The following is a 3,939-nucleotide window of genomic DNA, read 5'->3' as shown; positions in this document are numbered from 1 at the left end:
ATCTCGCGGACAGGGAGCGCGGGCCGGTGTGGGAGGAGGTCATCCTCACCCTGCCCGAACACTGCCGGCTCATCGGCCTGTCGGCCACCGTCCCGAACACGGGGGAGCTCGCGGGATGGCTGCGCTCCGTGCGCGGGAGGACCGAGCTTGTGCACAGCACGGTCAGGCCGGTTCCCCTCCGGCAGGAGGTCGCCGTGGGACGGAAGGTCTTTCGGCTTTTCGGCAAGGACGGCGGCCCGCTCGGCGCGCTCGTCTCGGCGATCGCGAAGCTGCCGCCGGACGGGCGCGGACGCGTTTCGGACCGGGACCGCCGGAGGATCATCGACCTTTTGTCCGAGCGCGACATGCTTCCGGCCATCGAGTTCATCTTCTCCCGCAAAGGCTGCGACAAGGCGGTCGAAGCCCTTCTCCAACGGGACATTGCGCTCACGGGAAGGAAAGAACGGGCCGAGGCGGCGGCCAGGATCGCCGAGGTGCGCGCGACCCTGAGCGAATCCGACTGCCGCGCCGTCGGATTCGACGCCGCCGCGCGCGCACTCGTTCGCGGATACGGCGCCCACCACGCGGGCGTCTATCCGGCGATCAAGGAGCTGACGGAGAAGCTGATGGAGGACGGCCTGCTGCGGATCGTCTACGCGACCGGCACCCTTGCCCTGGGAATCGACATGCCGGTGCGCACCGTCGTCGTCGAATCGCTGCAGCGGTGGGACGGGGAGGGGTTCATCGACCTGAGCGCCACGGAGTACACGCAGCTCATCGGGCGCGCGGGCCGCAGGGGAAAAGACACGGTCGGCCACGCGGTCGTCCTCGCCGGGCCCGACCTCGACCCCTATATTTTGGCCGACCTCGGGTCGGGCAAAGTGGAAGCCCTCCTCTCGGCCTTTGTTCCCTCGTACAACACGGTGGTCAACCTCTTGGCCAGAATGCCCTACGAGCAGGCACGGGCGATGATGGGGCGCAGTTTCGCGCAGTATCAACGAAACGCCGACCTCGCCAAGCTCGAGGCTCGCCTGGTGCGGATTCGCCGAAGGATCTCCTCCGAGGAGGCGCGGCTGCACTGCGACGCGGGCGACGTCGTCGAATACGTGCGTGCGCGCGCGGCCTCCGGCAGGGCTGCCAAGTCCGTGCGCAAGGCCGCCAAAAGGGAGTATCGCGAGAGGATTTCGCGCTCTTTCGCTCAGGCGAAGAACGGACGCCTCTACGCCGTGCACAGGGACGGCGACGTCGATTACGTGCTCGTCCTGTCGGCCGACCGCGGCAAGCTGCGCGTCATCGACTGGTACGGGGAGATTTCCTGGCTGCACGAGGCGGACCTCGGCTCGGAGCTGCGCGACGTCGGATCCGTGAGCCTGCCCGTGGGGCGGCGCCTCAAAGACCGGTCGACGCGGGAAGACCTCGCCGACGCCATCGTCGAGCAGGTCGAGGAGCGCACCGAACTGGGCGTGGACCGCGACCTTCTCGGATCGTGGTCCCGATTCGCCGTCGGCCCCGACGCGGACCTGGCCAAGCACCCGTGCTCGGCGTGCCCCGACCTGGCAGCCCACCTCGAAGAAGCGGAAACGCTCCTGTCGCTCGACGCCCGAGCCGCCGAAATCGAGAAGACGTCGGCGGGCTTCACCGACTCCGTCGGACGCGAATTCGACGCGACGGCCGCGGCGCTTGTCGACGTCGGCGTGCTTCAAAACCGCGGCGGGGCGATCGAGCCGGGGCCCGGCGCCCCGACGCTGCGCAGGCTTCACCGGGAGGACGACCTTTTGGCCTACACGTGTCTCTCGGCGCTCGCCGCGGGCCTGACGCCCTCGGAATTCGCCGGGTGGGCGTCGATGTTCCTCACCGACGACAGGCTTGGAACTGGCCAGCCGCGCTCGCCCGTGCTCGCGAAGCTGGCCAGGCAGGCCGTCGGCGAAGCCGAGTTCCTCCGCTCCGTCGAGGACAGGCACGGAATCGCCAGAACCCGCGACGTCACCCCCGGATGCGCGGACGTCTTCGCCGCCTGGGCCTCGGGCGCGAGCCTCGACGAGTGCCTGCGCACCTCCAGGATGGCCGCGGGCGACTTCATCGCGGCGGCCCGCAGGCTCATCGATCTGCTGGGGCAGTTCGCCGTCGCCGGGGAAGGCACGTGGATCGCCGACGTCGCCGGCCTCGCCCGCTCGCGCGTGCGCAGAAGCGAGGTCGTCGCATGAGCGGGCGGCTCGCGCCCCTCGGCCCGGCTGCGCTGTCCGTCGGCGCGGGCGTGTGCCTGTGGGCCTCCTTTGCCCCCCTGCATCTGTGGCCGTCGGCCGTCCTCGGCGTCGCCCTTCTCATCGCGGCGCTGCGCGGACGAGGCTTTCGCGCCAGTTTCGCCTGCGGTTTCGCGACGGGGGCGGTTTTCTTCGGCCTGCTGTGCGATTGGGCCACCGAAGCCGCGGGAACGTGGATCGCCAGAGTGGGGCTCGGGGGAGTGCTCGCCCTTTACATCGCGGTTCTGGCGCTCGTCTGGCAGGCGTTCCTGCGGGCGTGGGGCGGTTGCGCGCAAGCGACGCCGGGCGCGAGGAAGGCGCAGGATCCCAAGGATCCTGCGGGCAAGGCCGGAGCTGCCGCAAACAAGGCGTGCGCTTGGAAGCTCGTGCCTGCTCTCGCCGTTGCGTGGGTCGCCGTCGAAGACCTCCAGGGCACGTGGCCCGAGGGCGGAATGCCGTGGGGCAAGCTCGCATTCGGGCAGGTCGAAGGCCCGCTCGTGCGCCTGGCGCCCTACGGCTCGACGGAGCTCGTCAGCTTCGCCGTCGTCGCGCTGGGAGCCTCTCTCGCATACGCCGCACAGAACGTGAGGGCCCGCCCGCGCCGTGCATTCGCCGCCGCCGTCGGCGTCTGCGCCGCGCTTGCCGCGACGACGGCCATTCCGCTGGGCGGCCCGCCCGTAAGCAGCGTGAAGGTCGGCTTTGTCCAGGGGAACGTCTCCAGGGACAAATCGCTGACGGGCTATGCGCGGGCTGTCTCCGTCACCGAGCGGCTGGCGAAGCAGACGAGGAAGATCGAGGGGGAGGGCGCGGAACTCGTTCTGTGGCCGGAGAGCTCGTCCGACCTCGATCCGGAGACGACGCCGGAAGCCCGCGGCGTGATCGAAGGGGCGTTGTCGCGACTCGGCGTCCCGCTTGTGCTCGGCATCCAGCGTTACCCGGAAGACTACCGCTACAACGAGTACACGCTGTGGCTTCCCGGAAAGGGGCTGACCGCCAGGTATACGAAGCTGCATCCCGTGCCTTTTGGCGAATACATACCCGCGCGCGGATTCTTCCGGCTGTTCACGAAGGCCGTCGACCGGGTTTCAACGGACATGCGCGCGGGGAAGGGGTCTGCGGTTCTCGACGTGCCGCTGCGAGGACGGCGCGTGCGCATCGCCGCGCCGATTTGCTTCGAGGTCGCCTACAACGAGATCGTCTCCGAATCCGTTCGCAAGGGCGCGAGCCTCCTCACGGTTCCCACGAACAATGCGTCTTTCGGCGATTCCGCCGAATCGCGCCAGCAATTCGACATGACGCGCTTCAGGGCCGTCGAAACCAGGCGCACAGCGATACAGGTATCGACCATGGGGGTTTCCGGGGTCGTCGACGCCGACGGAACGGTGCGCGAAAAAACCGGCATGTGGAAAGCGGACGCCCGGGTGGCCAGCGTCGGCCTCCACACCCACGTGACGCCAGCCGTCCGGTGGGGCGGCCCGATGCGCCTGGCGTGGAACCTCGCCGCGGGGGCGACGACGGCGTTAGCATTGTGGCGGATGCGACGCTTGCCTCAACGACGGCGGCTCGGCCGACGCCGCCGCCCAAACTTGAGCGACGGGGCTCAAGGCTCGAACGAGCCTGCGCCGGACTCGAACGGACAGCCCTTTCCGAGCGAGAGCCGGACCGAAAGCATCGGCATTGAAAACGTACGCAACGAGGACAACAACAAGGAGAAACGATG

Annotated in this window: 2 protein-coding genes; both read left to right on the top strand. The window is 69.1% G+C overall.

Annotated features, from left to right (window positions below):
* Window positions 1-2,183: DEAD/DEAH box helicase (locus ACO48X_RS10930; protein ID WP_485002116.1), on the top strand; the 2,183-nt coding region annotated here is incomplete at its 5' end.
* Window positions 2,180-3,939: apolipoprotein N-acyltransferase (gene lnt, locus ACO48X_RS10925; RefSeq protein ID WP_485002115.1), on the top strand; the 1,760-nt coding region annotated here is incomplete at its 3' end. The genes ACO48X_RS10930 and lnt, both read left to right, overlap by 4 nt.

The sequence above is a fragment of the Peptidiphaga sp. genome, from assembly GCF_057238965.1.
This window is presented reverse-complemented; position numbering and strand designations above follow the sequence as displayed.